Source organism: Micromonospora sp. RHAY321 (genome assembly GCF_023896955.1).
Taxonomy (GTDB): Bacteria; Actinomycetota; Actinomycetes; order Mycobacteriales; family Micromonosporaceae; genus Micromonospora.
The window spans coordinates 89,662-109,064 of sequence record NZ_JAMHIW010000001.1 but is presented as its reverse complement, the minus strand read 5'-3'; the positions used below and the strand labels follow the sequence as shown (position 1 = coordinate 109,064).

Sequence of the window (19,403 nt, the reverse complement as noted above, 5' to 3'; positions counted from 1 at the left end):
GCCGCGCGGCGCAGACTGCCGGTATGGCGTTCCTTCCCGGTCTGACGCTGGCCCGCCGCTACCACGACGAGGTGGTCGCGCCGATCCTGCGCCGCCATGACCCCGATCTGCGGTACGCGGCCGGACTACTCGACGGCGGGTCGGAGCTGCTCGGCCTGGACACCGCGCGGTCCACCGACCACGACTGGGGGCCGCGCCTGCAGCTGTTCGTCCCGGCGGCCGAGGCGGCCCGGATCCCCGACCTGCACGCCGCGCTGAGCGCCGAGCTGCCGATGGAATTCCTCGGCTGGCCGACCCGCTTCTCCGGCGAGAACGAGCGGCTTGGACGCGCCGATCCGGTGGGCAGCCGGCACGGGGTCAGCGTCGACGAGGTGGCTGGCTGGTGGCGCTGCCGGCTCGGCTTCGACCCGGCCGCCGGGGTCACCACGGCGGACTGGCTCGCCATCCCGACGCAGCGGCTGGCGGAGGTGACCGGCGGTGCGGTCTTCCACGACGGTCTCGGCGGCGCGCTGACGGCCCGGCGTACGGCGGTGGACTGGTATCCGTCGGACGTGTGGCGGCACGTGCTCGCCGCCGCCTGGACCCGGATCGCGCAGGCGGAGCACCTGCCCGGCCGGTGCGCCGAGGTGGGTGACGAGTTGGGCAGCCGGGTGGTGACCGCCGGGTTGGCCCGGGACCTGATGCGGCTCGGCCTGCTGCTGCACCGGCGTTGGCCGCCGTACGACAAGTGGCTCGGCACGGTCTTCGGCTGGGTCGCCGGTGCGGAGCCGGTGATCGCGGCGCTTGGCGACGCGCTCGGCCCGGGCGACTGGGCACGGCGCCAGGCCGGGCTCGTCGAGGCCCTGCAGACGGTGGCCCGGTGGACCGACGAGACCGCTCTGGCGGCGCCGGTGCACGCCCGGGCCGAGCCCTTTCACAGCCGCCCGTTCCTGGTGCTGCGTGCCGAGCGGGTCGCCGCCGCGTTGAGTGCCGCCATCACCGACCCGGCGTTGCGCCACCGGCCGCCGCTGGGTGCGATCGACCAGTACGTGCACAGCGCCGATGTGCTCGCCGACGCGGCCCGGGTGCGTCGGGTCGCCGGCAGCCTCTGACAGGCCGTGTGGTCACCGACCCCCGACGGTGACCGCCGGCGCGTCGGGTTGGGTCGGGCCCTCGTCGCGGTCGTGGTCGGTGAGGTCGCGCAGGTGCCGGACGGGGGAGAGCAGCAGCACCAGCGGCGCGGCGACCACCACGCCGGCGACGATCAGCAGGGTCGCCCGGGCGCCCAGCGGCCCGGCCACCGCGCCGGCGACCAGCCCGCCGACCGGGATCGCGCCCCAGGAGACGAACCGCACCGTTGCCATCACCCGGGAGAGCAGGTCGGGCGGGCTGGCGATCTGCCGGTAGGTCCGGGTGGTCACGCTGAGGACCACCGTCCCGAGGGAGAAGACGACGTTGCCGGCGGCGAAGGCGGCGTACGCCGGCCAGCCGGTGCCCCAGGGGATCAGGAACGCCCCGGCGACCGTGGTGAACCCGGCGGCGATCAATGCGCGTGCGGTGCCGATCCGTGTCGTGATCCATGAGGTGAGCGCCGCTCCGACGAGTGCGCCGGCACCCTCGACGGCGAGGAGTATCCCGACCAGACCGGCGGGGGCGTGCAGCTCACGGACCAGGTAGAGCGGGTAGAGCGCGAACTGCGCGCCGCAGACGAAGTTCATCGCCGTCGCGGCCCACATGCTCGGGCCCATCACCGGGTGGTACGCGACGAAGCGCCAGCCCTGGCGGATCAGCTCGCCGACCGGCGGCCAGCGGTCCGGCGCGTCGGCGCGGCGGGCGGGCAGGGTACGCAGCAGCGCGGCCGAGACGAGGTAGCTGGCGCTGTCGACGAGCAGGGTGGGCACCGCCCCGAGTGCCTGCACGGCGAGGCCGCCGAGCGCGGGGCCGCTGAGTTGGGTGGCGGCGTGGGTGGCCGAGGTGAGGCTGTTGCGCGACTGGAGCTGTTCACGGTCGACGATGCTGGGCAGGAAGGTCGAGTTGGCCACGTCGAAGAGCACGTTGGCGAAGCTGACCACGAGTGCGGTGACCACCAGGTGGGTGACGGTGAGGTGGCCCCACCACCAGGCGAGGGGGATCGACGCGACGGCGACCGCGCGGGCCAGGTCGGCGCCGATCTGGGCGCCGCGCAACGGGAGGCGCTGCACGATGACGCCGGCGGGCAGCCCGATCACGATCCAGGCGACGTAGCTGGCCGCGGCGATCAGGCCCATCTGGAACGCGGTGGCGTCGAGCACGGTGAGCGCCGTCAGCGGCAGGGCCACCGCGCCGACCGCCGACCCGACCATGCTGGTCGTGCCGGCGGTCCACCATCGCCAGAACACTCCGGCCCGCTCTCCGACGCGCATGTCGTCCGCCCCCGTTCAGCCGAGCCAGTGCGTTCCAATCTGGAACGGACTATAGTCGAAGCCGACACGGACGGGGGTGACGGGTGCGGCGGGAGGATCTTGCCGACGCGGACTGCGGCATCGCGCAGGCGCTCGGCGTGCTGGGGGACTGGTGGACGTTCCTCATCGTGCGCGACATCGCGGGCGGGACGACCCGCTTCGACGCGCTCCAACGCGAGCTGGGCGTCAGCCGGCGGGCGCTGACCGAACGCCTCACCGCGCTGGTCGAGCACGGTGTGCTGGAGCGGCGGCCGTACTCGCAGCACCCACCGCGCCACGACTACCTGCTCACTGCCAGGGGTGAAGGACTGCTACCGGTGCTGATCGCACTGCAGGACTGGGGGACGAGGCACCTGATGGGTGACGGAGAGCTGACCGCGACCGCCGACGCCGCCTCCGGCGAGGCGCGCCGGGTGCACGACCTGATCGGCCGGCGACTGCCCGACGTTGCCCTCCCCGGACCCGACGGGCAGCCGGTCGCGTTGACCGGCACCGACGCCTGGAGCGTCCTCTACTTCTTTCCCGGGGCGTACGCGCCGGAGGCGCACGCGTATCCGCCGGGCTGGGCGGAGATTCCCGGTGCACGGGGCTGCACGCTGGAGTCGAACACCTACGCCACCCGGTACGCGGACTTCCGCGTCGCCGGTGCGGACGTGCGGGGCGTCAGCACGCAGCGGCCGGACCAGCTCGCCGAGTTCGCCTCGCACGCCCGGCTGCCGTTCCCGCTGCTGTCCGACCAGGACGGTCGGCTCGCCGCAGGGCTGCTGCTGCCCACCTTCCGCGCCGGTGGGGTCCCGCGTTTCAAGCGGCTGACGGTGCTGGTCGACCCGGCGGCGGTGGTCCGGGCCGTGCAGTTCCCGGTCACCGATCCGGCCGGCTCGGTGGACGAGATGCTCGACCTGGTCCGCGAGCACCGCACCGCCTGATCGGGGCGGATGTGCGCAAGGGCTCCCCGCGTCACCGCGGGGAGCCCTTGCGTGCGGCTGTCAGGCCGGGAGGGTCCAGCGCTGGTTGGCGCCGGCGAAGCAGTCCCAGATCTGCAACCGGGTGCCGTCGGCGGAGCTGTTTCCGGTGGCGTCCAGGCACTTGCCCGACTGCGGGTTGCGCAGCGTCCCGTTGGACTGGGCCTGCCAGACCTGGGCGCCGCTGCCGTTGCAGTCCCACAGCTGGACCTTGGCGCCGTTGACCGTGGAGCCACCGGCGATGTCCGCGCACTTGCCGAGGGCGCGCAGCGTGCCGTTGCTGGCCACGGTCCAGCTCTGCGCGTTGCTGCCGTTGCAGCCCCACAACTGCACGGCCGTGCCGTTGGCGGTGCTGGCCGATGCCACGTCGACGCACTTGCCGCCGATCCCGGTGATCGGGCCGGTGCGGCCGGTCGGCGGCGGGGTGGTGCCGCCCATGATGGTGTCGTACATCGCGCTGACCAGCGAGGTCGAGCCGGTGGTGTCCTGCGACAGCTCCCAGTTCATCACGCCGCCGGCGTTGGCCAGCGCCCACTGCGTCTTGCGCTTCACCGTCGGGATGCCGTTGTAGCACTGCTGGGCCCCGGCGACCGTGGTGCAGTCCCGGTTGGCGTTCGCCGGGTCCATGGCCACCAGCGCCGAGTAGGTGTAGTAGCCGGGGCGGCTGTAGAACGGGATCCCGAGTACGGCCTTGCTGGCCGGTAGGCCGCGCGACTTCCACAGGTTGATGCTGGCGACCGACCAGTCGTAGTTGGCGTGCGGGTTGCCGCCGTCGTACGCCATGATGTTGAGCCAGTCGACCTGCGCGAACACGGCCGTCTGGACGCCCTCGACGCTGCCGCCCTCGGAGACCACGGCGGCGGTGAGCAGCTTGCCACGGCTGTGCATGGCGCTGCCGAGCTGCGTCATGAGCTGGGTGTAGTTGTTGGCCGAGGCACCCGGGTCGGGGTACTCCCAGTCCATGTCGACGCCGTCGAGGTTGTACTGGTTGACGAAGTTGACCAGGTTGTTGACGAAGTTGGTCCGGCTGCCGGAGTTGGCCGCGAGGGCCTCGAAGGCCGAGTCGTTGCCGTCGTTCCAGCCGCCGACCGCGATCGACACCTTGACGTTGTTGGCGTGGGCGAGGGAGACCAGCGACGAGAGCTTGCTCGGGTTCTCCACGGCGCGCAGGCTGCCGTCGTTGTTGGGCAGCACGAACGCGTAGTTGATGTGGGTGAGCTTGTTGTACTGGATGGTGTTGACGTTGCCGGCCCAGGAGGGCATGTAGCCGACGCTCTTGAAGTTGTTGGGCAGCACCACGGCCTGCGCGGCGGTGGGGACGAGGGTGAGGGTGGCGCCGGCGGTGGCCAGCGCGAGCAGGCCGGCGGCGAGGGCGCGGCGCAGTGGTGAGGACATCGGGGGCCTTCCCGTGGGCGGGGGACGACAGCCGCCCGCGCGGGGTCGTCGCGGGCGGGCGGTACGGGACGCAGGGACGGGTGGGCCTCGAGGCAGCCAAATCTTAAAGAGTGTTAACTGTCGACGTCAATCAACGTCGGTGGATTTCCGGGCTTCCGGCGGCCGGGATGTACGCGGCGCGGCGACGCGCCCACTCCCGGCGATCCCCAAACGACCGTTAAGCTGACGGCGTGGGAACCGACGAGCTGTACCCGCCGGACCGGCTGACCGCGGCGCAGCGCGCCACCGCCGCCGCCGGCCTGGACGCCCTGCTACTCACCCCCGGCTCCGATCTCCGCTACCTGACCGGGTACGACGCCCACGAGGGGGAGCGGCTGACCTGCCTGGTGCTGCCCGCCCAGGGCGAGCCGACCCTGATCGTGCCGACGTTGGAGCGGCCGGCGGCGGAGGCGTCCCCGGCACCCGCCACCGGGGTACGCATCGTCGACCACCCCGACGGCGCCGACCCGTACCCCCTGGTCGTCACCGCCCTCGACGGCCCCGTCACGACGGTCGGTCTGGCCGACCGGATGTGGGCCGAGCAGGTCCTCGCCCTGCGCACCGCTCTCCCCGACGCCACGCAGCGGCTCGCCGGCGAGGTGCTGCGCGAGCTGCGCATCCGCAAATCCCCCGCAGAGGTCGCGGCGCTCGCCGAGGCCGGCGCGGCGATCGACGAGGTGCACCGACGGATGGGGGAGTGGCTGCGCCCCGGGCGCACCGAGGCCGAGGTGGCCGCCGACATCGCCGCGGCGATCCGCGCCGCCGGGCACGTCACCGTCGACTTCGTCATCGTGGCCGCCGGGCCGAACGGCGCCAGCCCGCACCACGGCACCTCGGACCGGCCGATCGGCGCCGGCGAGCCGGTGGTCGTGGACATCGGCGGCACCATGGCCTCGGGTTACCGCTCGGACTGCACCCGCACCTACGTCGCGGGCGGGCCGGCGCCGGCCGAGTTCCTGGACTACTACGCGGTGCTGCACGACGCCCAGCGCGCCGCCGTGGCGGCGGTACGGCCCGGGATCACCGGCGCGCAAGCCGACGCCGCCGCCCGGGAGCCGATCACCGCCGCCGGCTACGGCCCGGCGTTCCTGCACCGCACCGGCCACGGCATCGGCCTGGACGGTCACGAGGAGCCCTACCTGGTGGCCGGCAACGACCGGCCGCTGGAGGCGGGAATGGCGTTCTCCATCGAGCCGGGCATCTACCTCGCGGGCCGGCACGGCGCCCGCATCGAGGACATCGTCGTCTGCACCTCAGACGGCGTGCAACGGCTCAACACCACCCCCACGGAGCTCATCGCGCTATGACTGTCGACCGGATCCTCCCCACCGACGAGGCCCACGACCTGCTGGACCTCGCCACCGAGCTCGCCGACCGCGAGCTCGCGCCGAAAGCCGCCGGCTTCGAGGAGCGCGCCGAGTTCCCCCGCGACGTGCTGCGAACCCTCGGGCGGGCGGGCCTGCTCGGCCTGCCGTACCCGGAGGAGCACGGCGGCGCGGCCCAGCCGTACGAGGTGTACCTCCAGGTGCTGGAGATCCTGGCCAGCCGCTGGCTCGCCGTCGCCGAGGCGGTCAGCGTGCACACCCTGTCCTGCTACCCGGTGGCCGCGTTCGGCAACGACGAGCAGCGCAAGCTGCTGCCGGACATGCTCGGCGGCGACCTGCTCGGCGCGTACTGCCTCTCCGAGCCGCAGGGCGGCTCCGACGCGGCGGCGCTCAGCACCCGGGCGGTCCGCGACGGCGACGCGTACGTCGTCTCCGGCACCAAGGCGTGGATCACCCACGCCCGGGTCGCCGACTTCTACAACATCTTCTGTCGCACCGGCGGGCCCGGCCCGAAGGGCATCTCCTGCCTGCTCGCCGACGCCGGCACCGCGGGCATCACACCGCAGGCCGCGGAGCGGACCATGGGGTTGCGCGCCTCGCCGGTCGCGCAGCTCGCCTTCGACGAGGCGCGGGTGCCGGCCGATCGGTTGATCGGCGGCGAGGGTGTCGGTTTCACCATCGCGATGTCCGCACTGGACTCCGGCCGGCTGGGCATCGCGGCCTGCGCCGTCGGGCTGGCCCAGGCCGCGCTGGACTACGCCGTCGGATACGCCCGGGAGCGGCAGCAGTTCGGCCGGGCCATCATCGACTTCCAGGGGCTGGGCTTCACCCTCGCCGACGCGGCCACCCAGATCTCCGCCGCCCGCGCGCTGACCCTCGCGGCGGCCCGGCTGCGCGACGCCGGGCGCCCGTACTCGATCGAGGCGGCCAAGGCGAAGCTCTTCGCCACCGACATGGCGATGCGGGTGACCACCGATGCCGTGCAGGTGCTCGGCGGCGCCGGCTACGTGGCCGACCACCCGGTGGAGCGGTACATGCGCGAGGCCAAGGTGCTGCAGATCGTGGAGGGCACCAACCAGATCCAGCGGGTGGTGATCTCCCGGGCTCTCGCCAAGGGCTGAGCACCAGGCGACGATGCGTGGTGGCGCGGCTGCGGTGGGTCCACCGCGGCCCGCCGCCCGCGCGGTGCCGTGGGAGCGTCGTCGCCGTCAGCCGTTTTTCCCGGTAGGTTGCTCGCCGTGGAGGAGATCGACCGCGCCATCGTCGCAGCGCTGACCGGTGACGGCCGGCTGTCGTACACCGACCTGGCCGAGAAGGTGGGCCTGTCGGTGTCCGCCGTGCACCAGCGGGTGCGCCGGCTGGAGCAGCGCGGGGTCATCAAGGGGTACGCCGCCCGGGTCTCCTTCGAGGCGCTGGACCTGCCGTTGACCGCGTTCGTGGCGATCCGGCCGTTCGACCCGTCGCAGCCGGACGACGCGCCGGAGCGACTGGCCCACCTGCCCGAGATCGACTCCTGCTACTCGGTGGCGGGGGAGGACTTCTATATGTTGCTGGTGCGGGTGGCCAGCCCGACCGACCTGGAGCGGGTGCTCCAGGAGATCCGCACCTCGGCGAACGTGACCACCCGGACGACGGTGGTCCTGTCCACCCCGTACGAGAACCGGCCCCCGAAGATCAGTGCCGCGCCACCGAGTCGGTCGCGGTCCCGGGTGCCGGAGGAGCCGGCTGGTTCCACCGCAGGATGACCTGCCGGCCGTGCTCGTGACCGAGAACGCTGACCGTGGCGGTGTCCAGCCGCAGTCGGCCGCCGGCGGACGGGGGCATGCCGATCCAGCGGGCGCCGAGCACCCGCAGGCTGTGGGCGTGGCCGACCAGCGCCACGGTGCCCCGGTCGAGCAGCGGGGTGACCCGGGTCAGCACCCGGTCGAGCCGGTCACCCACCTGCGCGGGTGACTCTCCGCCGGGGCAGCCGTCGGTCCAGATGTTCCAGTGCGGCTGGTCGGAGTGGATGTCGACGGTGGTGCGTCCCTCGTACTCGCCGTAGTTCCACTCGCTGAGGTCCTCGTCAACGGCGTCGACGGTGAGCCCGGCCAGCTGCGCGGTGCGCAGCGCCCGGGAGCGGGGGCTGGCCAGCACGGTGACGAAACGCCGGCCGGCGAGGAACGCCGCGAGGGTGCGGGCCTGCCGCTCGCCGTCGGGGGTCAGCTCCAGATCGGTGTACGAGGTGTGCCGTCGGGTGGCGCTCCAGGTGGTCTCGCCGTGCCGGATCAGCAGGAGCTCTCCCATGCGCCCAGTTAACCATCGCGGGGATGACAGCACCGGGTGGGTACGGATGCCGCTGTGGGGTGGCTCCGACGGCAGCCGTTGAGCGTCACCCACGGTGATCCATGCGTCGTAGGCACCGAACGAAGGGTCCCTTACTATCTTCCTAGGATGCCTTACGCGATGTGCGGTCCGCGACAAACGTTTCGGCACCAGCGGGGTGGGCAAGCGGTCGGAACACCCGCCAGACGGAGGAGGCGCGATGAGCTTCACCGAGAAGGCACGCAACAAGGTCGAGCAGGTGGCCGGCGCCGCCAAGGAGCGGATGGGCGACGCGACCGACAACGAGTCGATGCGCGGCGAGGGCGCGAGCCAGCAGAGCAACGCGCGTGCCAAGCAGGCCGGACAGAACGTGAAGGAAGCCGGCAGCAAGATCAAGGACGCCTTCAACAAGTGAGCTGACCGGGGACCCGCGCGTTCGCAGCCGGCTAGGGTCGGCGGCGTGACCGTGCTTCGTTCGCTGGTGTTGTTCGCGCTGGCCGCGCTGGCCGAGATCGGTGGGGCGTGGCTGGTCTGGCAGGGCTGGCGGGAGCAACGCGGCCTGTGGTGGATCGCCGCCGGAGTGGCGGCGCTGGGCTGTTACGGCTTCGTCGCCACGTTCCAGCCGGACGCGCACTTCGGCCGGATCCTGGCCGCGTACGGCGGGGTGTTCGTGGCGGGTTCGTTGGGCTGGGCGATGCTGGTGGACGGCTTCCGGCCGGACCGGTGGGACCTGGTCGGCGCGGCGCTCTGCCTGCTCGGCGTCGCGGTCATCATGTACGCGCCGCGCGGCGCGTCGGCCTAGCGTCGCTGGCATGCCGACGCGCCGTCACGCGATCGTCGTTCAGACGGCGGAACGCTCCGCGACCGGCCGGCGGCGCAGGCCCACGTTCGACATGGCCGGTGGTACGTAGGCCACGTCGTTGGGGCCTGCGTCGGTGCCGGGCGGCGCGATGTCGTCGATCCGGTCGAGGATCTCGTCGGTCAGGGTGACGTCGGCGCCGGCCAGCAGGTCGTCGAGCTGTGCCATGGTGCGCGGCCCGATGATCGCCGAGGTGACGCCCGGGTGCGCGATCGCGAACGCCATCGCGAGGTGGGTCAGCGGCATGCCAGCCTGTTCGGCGAGCGGAATGAGCTGCTCCACGACGTCGAGCTTGCGCTCGTCGCTGAAGTGCTGCGGGGTGTAGCCCGACCGGTGACTGTCGGCCTGTTGGCCCTTGCGGTACCGGCCGGTGAGCAGGCCCTGGCCCAGCGGGCTCCACACCAGCGCGCCCATCCCGTACCGCTGGCAGACCGGCAGCACCTCGCGTTCGATGCTCCGGTTGAGGATCGAATACGGCGGTTGCTCGGTGCGGAAGCGTTCGAGGCCGCGCCGTTCGGCGACCCACTGCGCTTCGACGATGTCCGAGGCGGGGAAGGACGACGCGCCTATCGCGCGAACCTTGCCGCTGTGGATGAGGTCGGACAGGGCGGACAGGGTCTCCTCCACGTCGACGGACGGGTCGGGGCGGTGGATCTGGTAGAGGTCGAGGTGGTCGGTCTGCAGGCGGCGCAGGGAGTTCTCGACCGCGGTGGTGATCCAGCGGCGTGAGTTTCCGCGCTGGTTCGGGTCCTCGCCCATCGGGTAGTGCAGCTTGCTGGCGAGCACGACGTTGTCGCGGCGGCCCTTGAGGGCCTTGCCGACGATCACCTCGGATTCGCCGCCGGAGTACACGTCGGCGGTGTCGACAAAGTTGATCCCTGCGTCCAGTGCCTTGTGGATGATGCGGATCGAATCGTCGTGGTCGGGGTTTCCCATGGCGCCGAACATCATGGCGCCGAGGCAGTACGGGCTGACGCTGATTCCGGTACGGCCCAGGTTGCGGTATTTCATTTCGTCCCTTGGAGTGATTCTGTGACTGGTCGGTTCCGTGCGGGGCAGGAACGGCGCGCGTGACCGTTCCTGTGGTGTGTGCTATCCGGACTGCGTGGAGGCCGCGGTGCGCAGTTGCTCGTCGTCGAACACGATTTCGACGAGTGGGCTGCGGGCGAACCAGTCGTCGAACCTCTGGCGCCGGCCGACCCGGGCGGCGATCTCGGGTCGATTCTGGAGGTCGAGGACCGCGGTGATCACCCGCCGTCGTGTCGGCTCGTCGACCGGTACCGCGGTGGCGGGCAGGTCGGCTGTGACACCGTGCTTGAGATGCACCGTGAACCGTGGGTGGGCGCGCAGGTTCGCGTACCAACTGCGGGGCCCGGGCATGCCGGTCAGGTACCAGCGGCCGTCGACGCGGTGGAACCAGATTTCGACGCGGCGTGGGATGCCGCTGCGTGCTCCCAGTGTCGTGATGTCGATGGTGCGCTCGGCCGCGGACGAGTCCGGTCCGATGGCGAGGGCGCGTGCGACGGCGTCGTTAGCCGTCATGGGCGGATTGAGGGCTCGTCGTGGTGGGCCATGTCGCCCTCGGTTTTGGTTCGGCTTATTGCGCGGTATGTCATTCTTCCCCCATGTTCTGATACGTCGATTGAAGCAGCGCCGCGGAGGCCGAACTAGGCAAATCGTGTCGAGTGGTTGCACGATCCTCTTGCCGGTGTCAGGGAAGTGCGGCGCCAGTGCTTCCGGATCCGGCCCGTATGCGCAAGGCATCGATACTGGGCGGGGCGCCGAACAGTCGCCGGTACTCCCGGCTGAATTGGGACGGGCTGTCGTATCCGACGCGGTGGGCAACGCGGCTGATGTCGTTGGGGCTGTTTGTCAGCAGCAGTCGCGCCGTCTGCAGGCGGATGTGCTTCTGGAACTGGATGGGGCTCATCGCCGTCACCGCCTGGAAGTTCCGGTGGAACGCGGAGACGCTCATTCCGGAGAGCTGTGCCACCTCGTCGACGCGGAACGGCCGGGTGTAGTTCTCCCGGATCCATCGCACGGCCCGGGCGATGTGGCTCAGGCTGCTGTCGGCGAGGCCGATCTGCCGGACGGTCTCACCTTGTTCGCCGGTCATCAACCGCCAGAGGATCTCGCGCTTGAACAGGGGGGCCAGCGTCCTGCGGTCGTGTGGGCGGTCGAGCAGGCGTAGCAGCCGCACGATGGCGTCGAGCAGTTCGTCCGGGGCGTCACTGACCGCGATTCCGGGCCGCGCGGTGCCGGGTGATTGCGGCAGGTCGCCCGGCCCGGCCCCCAGTAGCAGCTCCGCGATGGCGGCGGGTTCCAGGGTCATCCCGAAGCCGAGCGTGGGGTTGCCCGGGGTGGTTTCGATGACGTGCCCCGTCACCGGGAGGTCAACCGAGGCGACGAGGTACTGACCCGGGCCGTATTCGTACATCTGGTCGCCGAGTGCGAGGCGCTTGCCACCCCGGGCGATGACCGCCAGCACCTTGCCGGACATGGAGGAGACCGGGGAGGCGGTGTGGTCGATCCGGCAGACCCGCACGCCTTCGATCGCGGTGTTCAGATCGAGGCGTACGTGCCGTTCCAGCAGGTCGCGAAGCTCGGCCAGGGGCATATCCGACAGTGCAGCACGACACCTGCGATGACCGCTGGCGAGCGGCAGGATCGTGCAAGGAGTCGCCAGTTTCGTGAGAGCGTCCACCGGGTCTGGTTGACAGTTGGGGGACACGGTTCTTCTTCACGTCTGGGATGATCACCGCCGTGATCCGATCTTGGGTGCGCCCGCTGCTCGGTGTTCTGGTGGCGGTGGCCGTCGTCGGCGCTGCCGCGTCGCTGATCGGGCGGTCCGCGCGGCCCGCTCCGTCCACGACCATCGGCGGGTCGTTCGTCGCGCCGGTTGCCCCGACGGTGCCTGCGGTTGCCGCGACCACCCAGGAGCCCCGACCGGCGGCCACCATGCCAGGCGCGTCGCGCCCGGGGACCCGGCCGCCGGTGGTGGATCACGGACCGCGTACCGGCAACCGGGTGGCGTTGACGTTCGACGCGGACATGACCGACGGGATGCTGGGCAATCTGCGCGCCGGGCGGGTGAGGTCCTACGCCAATCTGCGCATCCTCGATGTGTTGGAGCGGGAGCAGGTTGCGGCCACCTTTTTCCTGACCGGCAAGTGGGTGCAGCGCTATCCGGAGACCACCCGGCGGATCGCCGGCAATCCGCGTTTCGAGTTGGCCAACCACACCTTCGGGCACCTGGCGTACACGGGTGACTGTTACGACCTGCCGCGGTTGCCCGCGCGGGGTATGACCGACGACGCGGCGAAGACGTTCGAGGTGATCGAGGCGTACGGGGGGCGGCAGACGCGGTACTTCCGCTTTCCGGGGCTCTGCCATGACGCGGCGGCCCTGGAGGCGCTCGCGCCGTTGGGGGTGACGGTGGTCGACGGGGACGTGGTGAGCGGGGACCCCTTCGCCACGGCCTGGGAGCCGCTCGTGCGGGCGGTGCTGGACAACGTACGCCCCGGGTCGGTTGTGATCATGCATGTGACGGAGGCGAACGCCCGGATGACCGACGAGGCGCTGCCGTACATCCTGGCCGGGCTGCGTGAGCGGGGCCTGGTCCCGGCGCCGCTGTCCGAGGTGCTGGCCGGCGCCTGAAGCGCCGGGCCGACTCGGCCCGCCCGCCCGTTCCGTGCCGGCACGGAGCGGGCGGGCGGGTACTGATGACCCGCCCGCCCTTGGTGTCCAGCCTGGCGCTTACCGTCGGCGGCGGCTGGGCTCCGGGATGTTTGCCTCGATCTCCTCGTGGCGGACCTGTTCGTCGATCGGTTGGTCCTCGACCACCTCGTTCTTGGCCAGGCGGACCCGCTCGACCGGCACGCTGTCCTTGGCCACCACGGGCCGTTCGGCGCGCAGTTGCATCTCCTGCTGTGCCTCGCCGATGCCGGCGCGAACGTTGCCCGCGTCCGAGGCCGTGATCGGTTCGCGCTCGACGTAGACCTCGTCGTGCTCGACCGGGACGGTCGTGTGCACGTTCTCGGTGACCACGTTCTTGCGCAGCACCGCCTTGCCGGCAGGCTGGCTCTCGGTGCCCACGCGCAGCCGCTCCTCGGAGCGGATGAGTTCCTCGCGGGCCTGCGGCGTCTGCTTCGGCTGCATGCGATAGTGCGCGTAGAGCTGCGTCGTCTGCTCGGCGTTCAGCGGCGTGTCGTTGTCGGGCTCCACGCTCGGGGCGCTGCGGACGTCTGCCTGGTCGTAGGCGACCTTCAGCTTGCCCTTCTGCATCTGCGCGTTGCTCAGCGGGGCCATCGGATCACGGCCACCGCCGGTTTGCACGCTGACCCAGGCCGGGTGGCCTGCGGTGGCCCACACCTGGCGGACCGTGCCGATCGTGGAACCCGACTGGTCTTGGACGTCCTGGCCGTACAGCGAACGCACCTGCTGTTCATTGAGTTGCACGGGTCGTCCTCCTCTCGCGTGTCACCGTCCGCGTACCCGACGAGTCCCCGGCTATTCGGCACCCCGCGCCTACGCGAAGTGGACGAGTGGCCCGAACGGCTGACCAGGCGTAACCGGAGCCGACGGGGATGTTGCGCTCACCCTGTGGCAAATGCGAGGGAAGGAAAAGACGTGAACACTCATCCCATCCCTCGTCAGGGACCGACCGGTGTCCTGGGGCGTCCGACACGCCTGCGCGCGTCGGACAGGAGCATGAGCACCAGCACGGCGGTGACGGTAGCGAGTTGCACGGTGGCGGGGAGGGTGACTCCGACGGGGATGGTGGCCAGGACCACCAGTGCGGCGGTGGGGCGGCTGCGGGGGATGGGCAGGCCCAGGGCGCGGCGGGTGGCGGCGATGCCGATCAGGAAGAGGGTGACGCCGCCGCTGAGGGCGAGGGCGGCGCCGGGTGTGGCCGGTTGGTCGGGGTGGGCGACGGTGGCGTGCAGGTCGGCGGCGGCGGGGATGACCCCGAGCAGGAGCAGGAAGTGGGGGAGGACGAAGGTCCTGGCGGCGATTCGGCTGCGGGCGGCGGGTGCCGCGTCGGCGAGGACGGCCTCGGCGGGCCGGGTGTCGGCGAAATAGATCCACCAGAGGGCGGCGGGTAGGGCGAGCGCGAGGAGGATCGTGCCGGCCCTGCCGGCGGTGAAGTGGTCGGTGGGGACGCCCATGCCGATGGTGATGACGGATTCGCCGAGGGCGACGATGACGAGCAGGCCGTGTCGTTCGACGAAGTGCGCCGGTCTCAGGTGGAAGGCGGCGGCGACGCTGATCCAGGAGTGGCGGGGGAGCAGGTAGGGCAGGACGGCCTGGGTGAGTACGGCGGCGGTCCACAGGGCGGGCACGGCGGGGCCGCTGAACGCGGTGGAGGCCAGGACGAGCAGGGCGGCGCCGAGGTTGTAGGGGGCGAGCCGGCGGACGCCGGCGCGGGCGTCGGAGTGGGTGAACAGGAGGAGGTGCACGAGGACCACGATCAGGTAGCCGATGGCGAAGACCAGACCGGTGTCGGCGAGGGCGGCGGGCAGGGCGACGGCGGTGAGCAGGAAGCCGGCCATGCCGGCGAGGAGCAGCAGCTTGTCGGTGCTGCGTCGGGGTGGGACGTGGTTGGTGAGCCAGGCGTAGCCGGTGTAGAGGTACCAGAGCAGCCCGAAGATGAGCACGGTGCGGCCGAGGGTGGCCCAGCTGAGGTCGGTCTCCAGGGTGTGGGTGAGCTGCGTGATGGTCAGGACGAAGACGACGTCGAAGAAGATCTCGATGGGAGCGACGCGGGCGGCGGTGCCGGTGTCAGGGGCGGGCCGCGGGTGTCCCATGGTGGGGACGGTAGTCGTCGGGAATGCGCGACGCCCCCGGGAAGCGGGTTCCGCGGGGGCGTCGTGGCTGGTGGGTCAGTCGTTGTGGTGGGTGGTCCACCACTGCTGGCCGGTGGCGGGCAGGGTGTCGATCGGGTCGTAGTAGGCGTAGCGCTTGTTGAGCGCCTCCAGGTCGGCGGACTCGATGGAGGTGCGGTAGTTCTTCGTCCAGTAGGAGATGCCGTGCTCGCGGTCGTAGTCGGTGAGCATGTGCACCCAGCGCTTGCCGACGAAGGGGACGTCGCAGACGATCCGTGGGGTGGCGTAGCCGGGCAGGTAGCCCATGATGTCGTGCTGGAGTTGCTGGGCGTGCCAGACGGGGACTCGCCAGTGTTCGGCGTTGGGGATCATGTCGCACATGTAGAAGTAGTACGGCAGGATCCCGGCCTCACCCTGGAGCGCGAAGCAGAGGTCGAGCAGCTCGGGGGTGGTGGCGTTGACGCCGCGCATGAGGACGCCCTGGTTGCGGACGTCGCGGACGCCGACGTCGAGGGCGGTCTGGGCGGCGCGGGCGACCAGTGGGGTGAGTGACTGGGCGTGGTTGACGTGGGTGTGGATGGCGAGGTTGACGCCGCGTCGTGCGGCGGTGCGGGCGACGCGTTCCAGGCCCTCGACCACGTCGGGCTGCAACCAGTGCTGGGGTAGGCCCATGAGGGCCTTGGTGGCGAGCCGGATGTCGCGCACCGTCTCCAGTTCCAGGAGCCGCATGAGGTACGACTCGAGGTTGCGCCAGGGCACGTTGGCCACGTCGCCGCCGGAGACGACCACGTCGCGGACGCCGGGGTGGGCCTTGAGGTAGGTGATGTGGGCGTCGTAGCGCTCGACGGGCTTGAGGGTGAGCTTGAGTTTGTCGACGGCGGGGGTGGAGTTGCCGACGAGGTCCATGCGGGTGCAGTGCCCGCAGTACTGGGGGCAGGTGGAGAGCAGCTCGGCGAGGACCTTGGTGGGGTAGCGGTGGGTGAGGCCTTCGGCGACCCACATGTCGTGCTCGTGCAGGGAGTCGCGGCTGGCGTAGGGGTGTGACGGCCAGTCGGTGCGTCGGTCGGAGGCGACCGGGATCATGTAGCGCCGGATGGGGTCGGCGAGCAGCGCCTCGGTGGTGAGGGGCGCGAACGGCACCATCGTGTTGATCATCTGGGGTGGCACCAGCATCGACATGGTGGCCAGGGCCTTCTGGTCGGCCTCGAGGTCGGCGTAGAAGGTCTCGTCGATGAGGTCGCCGAAGACGGTGCGGAGCTGCTTGATGTTCTTGACGCAGTTGACGCGCTGCCACTGGGCGGATTCCCACTGGTCGCGGGTGACGTGTCGCCAGCCGGGGAAGCGGGTCCAGTCGGGCTCGACCAGGGGGCGGCGGTGGTATTCGTACGGCTGCCCGGCGGTCGGTACGGCGACCGGGGCGTGACGGGGTTGAGGGATGGTCTCAACCGGTTGGGTCTGGGTCACGGCCCCTCCTCGGTGCTGCGGCTGATCATCGAAACCCGAAGGCTACTGGAAAATATCCGGCGAAGAAATTAGTCTGCCGTAAGTTTTCCCGTTGCGCGAGCCCCTGACCGGGGCTTCGGACGGCTGGACAGGGGAGGTGGGCGTGACGTCACCGGTGGGACTGCACCGCGTCGTGGAACCGGCGGGGGTGCTGCCGCAGGCGGCCTGGCGGCTGGACACGTCCGCCGCGATCGCCCCGAACGAGGTGCGGATCCGGGTGCAGCGGCTGAACCTGGACGCGGCGAGCTTCCGGCAGCTGTCGGAGAAGCACGGCGGTGACGGTGACGCGGTCCGCGCCGAGGTGCTGGAGATCATCTCCACCCGGGGGAAGATGCAGAACCCGGTGACCGGCTCCGGCGGGATGCTGATCGGCACCGTGGAGGAGGCCGGCCGGCGCTCCCCTCTGGGCCTCAGGCCCGGCGACCGGGTGGCCACCCTGGTGTCGTTGACGCTGACCCCCCTTGCGGTGACCGACGGGCTGGCCCGTTGGGACGGGCGCAGCGAGCAGGTGCCCTGCGACGGGTGGGCGATCCTGTTCGCCCGCTCCATCGCCGCGGTACTGCCCGACGACGAGGACCCGCAACTGTCCCTGGCGGTGCTGGACGTGTGCGGCGCGCCCGCGCTGACCGCGCGGGTGGTGTCGCGCTACGTGGAGGATCGACGGCGGGCCGGTGACCCGACGCCGGTGCGCGTGGCGGTCATCGGAGGGGCCGGCAAGAGCGGCTCCCTGTCCCTCGCCGCAGCGCGGCGGGCGGGCGCCGCGCGTACCGTCGGGGTGGTGCCGGTGCAGGCCGAGCGCGACGCGCTGACGGCCGCCGGCCTGGCCTCGGTGGTGGCGTTGGCCGACGCGCGGGACCCGGTGGCGCTGTCCACGGCGGTGACCACGGCTCTGGGCAGCCCGGCGGACGTCACGGTGGTCTGCGTGGACGTGCCGGGCTGTGAGCACGGGGCGGTGCTGGCGACCGCCGACGGCGGCACGGTGATCTTCTTCTCGATGGCGACGAGCTTCTCCGCGGCGGCGCTGGGCGCCGAAGGGCTGGCCGCGGACGTGACGATGCTGGTGGGCAACGGGTACGTGCCGGGGCACGCGGAGCTGGCGTTGGGGCTGTTGCGCGCCGAGCCGGGGGTGCGTCGGCTGTTCGCGACGCGGATCGCGGCAGACTGAGGTCATGACGAACCCCTCGACCTTGTACCGCGGCGGCGTCCTGCACTGTCCCGCCGATCCGAGCGCGACCGCGCTGCTGGTCTCCGGTGGGCGGATCGCCTGGCTGGGACCCGACGGTGACGCGCCGCCCGCCGACCGGGTGGTGGACCTGGGTGGGGCGTTGGTGACGCCGGCGTTCGTCGACGCGCACGTGCACGCCACCGACACCGGGTTGACGTTGTCCGGGCTGGAGTTGTCCGCGGTGCGTTCGGCGGCGCAGCTGCTCGACGCGGTGGCCGCGTTCGCGGCGGGTCTGCCGGCCGACGCGGTGGTGCTGGGGCACGGCTGGGACGAGTCGGGCTGGCCGGATCCGGCGCTGCCGGACGCGGCGGCCCTGGACCGCGCGGCCGGTGGCCGACGGGTGTACCTGTCGCAGGCGTCGATCCATTCGGCGCTGGTGTCGACGGCGTTGCTGGCGGCGTGCCCGCAGGCGGCGGCCGAGGCGGGCTACGACGCGTCGGGGTGGTTGCGTCGGGACGCCCACCACGTGGTGCGGGCCGCGGCGCAGGGCTCGGTGAGCCGGGCGCAGCGCGTCGCTGCGCAGCGGGTGGCGCTGGCGCACGCGGCGTCACTGGGTATCGCGGCGGTGCACGAGTGCGGCGGCCCGGAGATCTCCGACGAGGAGGACTTCACCGGTCTGCTGGGCATCTCCGGCGCCGGGTTGCCGGAGGTGTACGGGTACTGGGGTGAGCTGGGCGGCGCGGCGCGGGCCCGGGAGCTGGGTGCGGTGGGCGCCGGCGGTGACCTGTTCGCCGACGGGGCGCTGGGTTCGCGCACGGCGCACGTGTCGCAGCCGTACGGCGACGGCGACGGCTGCGGGCACGGGTACCTGTCGGCCGAGCAGGTCCGCGACCACCTGCTGGACTGTGCGGCGCACGGCATGCAGGGCGGATTCCACGCCATCGGTGACGCGGCGATCGGCACGGTGCTGGAGGGGTTCGCGGCGGCGGCGTCGACGCTGGGCGTGGAGCGGTTGCGCGCCGCGCGGCACCGCATCGAGCACGCGGAGATCATGGACAAGCCGATGATCGCCCGGTTCGTGGAGTACGGGATCGTGGCGAGCATGCAGCCGGCGTTCGACCGGCTGTGGGGCGGCGCGGGCCGGATGTACGAGTCGCGGTTGGGTCTGGACCGGGCGTTGGAGTCCAACCCGATGGGCGCGATGCACGGAGTGGGTGTGGCGCTGGCGTTCGGGTCGGATTCGCCGGTGACGCCGCTGGACCCGTGGGGGTCGGTGCGGGCCGCGGCGGCGCACCACAACCCGGCGCAGCGGATGAGTGTGCGGGCGGCGTTCGCCGCGCACACCCGCGGTGGGTGGCGGGCGGTGCACCTGGACGTCGAGGGGGTCCTCGCGTTGGGCGCACCGGCGACGTTCGCAGTGTGGTCGACGCCCGCGGGGGTCGAGCGGGGCCTGCCGGTGCTGCAGGCCGAGGACCCGGAGCTGCGGGGTCCGCAGGACCCGACGCCGCTGCCGGTGTGCCGGAGCCTGGTGCTGCGCGGTGAGGTCATCTATCAGGAAGGGTCGTCGTGAGCGAGCAGAGCGAGCGGACCGGCAGGCACGGCAGCG

19 protein-coding genes are annotated in these 19,403 nt (G+C 71.7%); 10 read left to right on the top strand and 9 right to left on the bottom strand.

Annotation, left to right across the window (positions count from 1 at the left end):
• Positions 1-23 precede the first annotated feature (23 nt).
• Complete coding sequence (locus M8C17_RS00580; protein ID WP_252414133.1) at positions 24-1,091, top strand: DUF4037 domain-containing protein; 1,068 nt, start codon at positions 24-26, stop codon at positions 1,089-1,091.
• Positions 1,092-1,103: 12 nt separating this feature from the next.
• On the opposite strand, the gene M8C17_RS00575 is transcribed toward M8C17_RS00580, so the two are convergent.
• Positions 1,104-2,381, bottom strand: a complete 1,278-nt coding sequence (locus tag M8C17_RS00575; protein WP_252414132.1) for an MFS transporter — start codon at positions 2,379-2,381, stop codon at positions 1,104-1,106.
• Between the two features lie 83 nt (positions 2,382-2,464).
• Here M8C17_RS00575 and M8C17_RS00570 point away from each other — a divergent pair, with 83 nt between their 5' ends.
• Entirely contained in the window at positions 2,465-3,346 is an 882-nt protein-coding gene (locus tag M8C17_RS00570; protein WP_252414131.1) for a winged helix-turn-helix transcriptional regulator, read from the top strand.
• 60 nt (positions 3,347-3,406) lie between these two features.
• Here M8C17_RS00570 and M8C17_RS00565 read toward each other — a convergent pair whose 3' ends face one another.
• A complete protein-coding gene (locus M8C17_RS00565; protein WP_252414130.1) occupies positions 3,407-4,777 on the bottom strand; it encodes a glycosyl hydrolase family 18 protein in 1,371 nt (456 codons plus the stop codon).
• A 230-nt stretch (positions 4,778-5,007) separates the two neighbouring features.
• Between M8C17_RS00565 and M8C17_RS00560 the strand changes: the two genes are divergently transcribed.
• From M8C17_RS00560 to M8C17_RS00550, 3 genes are all read left to right on the top strand, one after another.
• Positions 5,008-6,123: a Xaa-Pro peptidase family protein gene (locus M8C17_RS00560; RefSeq protein ID WP_252414129.1), complete on the top strand. Its 1,116-nt coding sequence runs from the start codon at positions 5,008-5,010 to the stop codon at positions 6,121-6,123.
• Positions 6,120-7,262 (top strand): acyl-CoA dehydrogenase family protein, encoded by a 1,143-nt coding sequence (locus M8C17_RS00555; RefSeq protein ID WP_252414128.1) that lies wholly within the window; start codon positions 6,120-6,122, stop codon positions 7,260-7,262. Before M8C17_RS00560 ends, M8C17_RS00555 begins: the two co-directional genes overlap by 4 nt.
• A 117-nt stretch (positions 7,263-7,379) precedes the next feature.
• Positions 7,380-7,886 (top strand): Lrp/AsnC family transcriptional regulator, encoded by a 507-nt coding sequence (locus M8C17_RS00550; RefSeq protein ID WP_252414127.1) that lies wholly within the window; start codon positions 7,380-7,382, stop codon positions 7,884-7,886.
• Here the strand turns inward: M8C17_RS00550 and M8C17_RS00545 are convergent.
• Positions 7,816-8,427: a histidine phosphatase family protein gene (locus tag M8C17_RS00545; protein ID WP_252414126.1), complete on the bottom strand. Its 612-nt coding sequence runs from the start codon at positions 8,425-8,427 to the stop codon at positions 7,816-7,818. The genes M8C17_RS00550 and M8C17_RS00545 overlap by 71 nt on opposite strands.
• A 238-nt stretch (positions 8,428-8,665) precedes the next feature.
• Here M8C17_RS00545 and M8C17_RS00540 point away from each other — a divergent pair, with 238 nt between their 5' ends.
• Positions 8,666-8,860 carry a CsbD family protein gene (locus M8C17_RS00540; RefSeq protein ID WP_252414125.1) on the top strand — a complete coding sequence of 65 codons (195 nt, stop codon included), beginning with the start codon at positions 8,666-8,668 and terminating at the stop codon, positions 8,858-8,860.
• 45 nt (positions 8,861-8,905) lie between these two features.
• Positions 8,906-9,247: a YnfA family protein gene (locus tag M8C17_RS00535; protein ID WP_252414124.1), complete on the top strand. Its 342-nt coding sequence runs from the start codon at positions 8,906-8,908 to the stop codon at positions 9,245-9,247.
• Positions 9,248-9,286: 39 nt separating this feature from the next.
• On the opposite strand, the gene M8C17_RS00530 is transcribed toward M8C17_RS00535, so the two are convergent.
• The 3 genes from M8C17_RS00530 to M8C17_RS00520 all read right to left on the bottom strand — a co-directional run bounded on the left by M8C17_RS00530 (position 9,287) and on the right by M8C17_RS00520 (position 12,008).
• Complete coding sequence (locus M8C17_RS00530; protein ID WP_252414123.1) at positions 9,287-10,315, bottom strand: aldo/keto reductase; 1,029 nt, start codon at positions 10,313-10,315, stop codon at positions 9,287-9,289.
• Between the two features lie 81 nt (positions 10,316-10,396).
• On the bottom strand, positions 10,397-10,846 hold the full coding sequence (locus M8C17_RS00525) for a nitroreductase/quinone reductase family protein (protein ID WP_252414122.1): 450 nt from the start codon (positions 10,844-10,846) through the stop codon (positions 10,397-10,399).
• Positions 10,847-11,015: 169 nt separating this feature from the next.
• Positions 11,016-12,008 (bottom strand): AraC family transcriptional regulator, encoded by a 993-nt coding sequence (locus M8C17_RS00520; protein WP_252414121.1) that lies wholly within the window; start codon positions 12,006-12,008, stop codon positions 11,016-11,018.
• Positions 12,009-12,067: 59 nt separating this feature from the next.
• Here M8C17_RS00520 and M8C17_RS00515 point away from each other — a divergent pair, with 59 nt between their 5' ends.
• Positions 12,068-12,961, top strand: coding sequence for a polysaccharide deacetylase family protein (locus M8C17_RS00515; RefSeq protein WP_252414120.1), 894 nt, complete (start codon positions 12,068-12,070; stop codon positions 12,959-12,961).
• 99 nt (positions 12,962-13,060) lie between these two features.
• Here M8C17_RS00515 and M8C17_RS32065 read toward each other — a convergent pair whose 3' ends face one another.
• The 3 genes from M8C17_RS32065 to M8C17_RS00500 form a co-directional block, all read right to left on the bottom strand.
• A complete protein-coding gene (locus M8C17_RS32065) occupies positions 13,061-13,762 on the bottom strand; it encodes a DUF2382 domain-containing protein (protein ID WP_252414119.1) in 702 nt (233 codons plus the stop codon).
• A 194-nt stretch (positions 13,763-13,956) separates the two neighbouring features.
• Positions 13,957-15,111 (bottom strand): low temperature requirement protein A, encoded by a 1,155-nt coding sequence (locus M8C17_RS00505; RefSeq protein WP_252414118.1) that lies wholly within the window; start codon positions 15,109-15,111, stop codon positions 13,957-13,959.
• A 75-nt stretch (positions 15,112-15,186) separates the two neighbouring features.
• The gene (locus M8C17_RS00500; protein ID WP_252414117.1) at positions 15,187-16,593 is read right to left on the bottom strand and encodes a KamA family radical SAM protein; all 1,407 of its coding nucleotides are present in this window, start codon (positions 16,591-16,593) and stop codon (positions 15,187-15,189) included.
• A 154-nt stretch (positions 16,594-16,747) separates the two neighbouring features.
• Between M8C17_RS00500 and M8C17_RS00495 the strand changes: the two genes are divergently transcribed.
• Positions 16,748-17,797, top strand: coding sequence for a zinc-binding alcohol dehydrogenase (locus M8C17_RS00495; protein WP_252415043.1), 1,050 nt, complete (start codon positions 16,748-16,750; stop codon positions 17,795-17,797).
• A gap of 4 nt (positions 17,798-17,801) precedes the next feature.
• Positions 17,802-19,367, top strand: coding sequence for an amidohydrolase (locus M8C17_RS00490; protein ID WP_252414116.1), 1,566 nt, complete (start codon positions 17,802-17,804; stop codon positions 19,365-19,367).
• Positions 19,368-19,403 lie beyond the last annotated feature (36 nt).